Genomic DNA, 1,476 nt, shown 5'->3' on the forward strand with positions numbered 1-1,476 from the left:
ACCTCTCATGGTGATGACAACACCTTCTGCTGGTGTGCCTTGTGCTTGCATTGAACTTCGCAATGAAATGTTCACATCGGATCGCCCTAACAGTGCCATCAGTTCTGGAGAGCAATCAGAAATGGTCATAGTGAGGATGAGTGTTTCAAGCCCAAGATCAACCTCAATAGAGCTATCCATGCCGCCGCCGCGATAGCTTTCAACAACCAAACTTAAATTTGGCAGTGTCACGCTTTCGCATTTTGCCTGATAGGGAATGCCATCAACAAAAATGTTAAAATATTTTAGAACTCTTGGTAAAACAGGTACAGTCATTAAAAAATCTCCTCTAGGTAATCATTGATGATGCGTGAACGGAATGTGATATGTTCTGCTGGTGTTGTTGGTGTAAATTCAACATTGAAATAGACTCTGCCGCTCTCAATGGCGCTTGCCGTGTTTAACTCTGGATCAGGGGTGCATTGCCCACCAAGAATGGCGCCTTGCGCTTTTAAATCACGCAAATAGGCATTGACGCTTTCACTCACATCACTCATGTAGGTTTTTTTGATATTGCGGTCGACCGCCCACATATGCCCACGCAAGATGGCGTCATTAATCATATCCGCGGTTCTCACAACGGATAAGAAAGCAAATTTTGTATCACTTGAAAGGGTGCGGTTTCCCCAAAGACGATAACCATTTTCGCGAATAATTGTTGTGATGTTTTGTTCATTGAGAAGGTTGGCACGGCTTGATCTGTCACCAATGGAAAAATCAATAGGGCGGGCAATCCCTACAATGCCATTGATCACTTTGTTTGAAGGGGAATGCCAAAAACCATGTGTGAAATCTGTTTTGGCGATGATACCCGCAACTGCTGCACTTGCGGGCTGTTCTAGGATTTCTCCATTACGATTTATCTTTACAAAAGGATCAACGATGATGGCGCGTTTTGAATCAAAATCCTTTGCTGCACTAAGAGCTGCTTCGTCGGTTGTATTTGGTGCATCAATGATTACAATAGCGCGGAGCCGCTCAGCAATGCCAATCAACTCTGCTGCTACAGGATTCGAGGTTACACTGATTTCGGCTTTCGCTGTTGCACCAGTGCCATCACCTTCAATCGTTACATTGGGGGCGGTTTGATAATCAAAGCCATTGTCCTTGATCACAATTGAGGTTACTTGCCCATTGGCGATGATTGCTTCTGCTTTTGCACCGCCGGCAATTTTAACAGTTGCTTGGGTATAACCACTGCCTTTGTTGGTGACCTCAATCTTGCTAAGGCTAACAGGGCGTTTATGGGTAAAGCCTGGAGCAATCAGAATGCGTGGTGTTTGTCCAAGAAGGGATTGTGCTCCAATCAAAGCATGCACACCTTCATAAGCACCATTGGCATTCACACCGCCAAGAACATTGGTCAGTGTTGCATTTTCGTTATCACCTTCTTGCACACGCACGACAACAACAATGGCACCCACTTGCTTGAAAATG

At 45.0% G+C, this 1,476-nt stretch carries 2 protein-coding genes; both read right to left on the bottom strand.

Annotated features, from left to right (window positions below; all coding sequences use genetic code 11):
• Positions 1–315, bottom strand: a 315-nt coding sequence (locus AC0QT4_RS09075) for a phage major tail tube protein (RefSeq protein ID WP_473201340.1), incomplete at its 3' end; no start/stop codon positions are given.
• Positions 315–1,476, bottom strand: a 1,162-nt coding sequence (locus AC0QT4_RS09080) for a phage tail sheath family protein (RefSeq protein ID WP_473201341.1), incomplete at its 5' end; no start/stop codon positions are given. The genes AC0QT4_RS09080 and AC0QT4_RS09075, both read right to left, overlap by 1 nt.

The sequence above is a fragment of the Bartonella sp. EBT8 genome, from assembly GCF_055796165.1.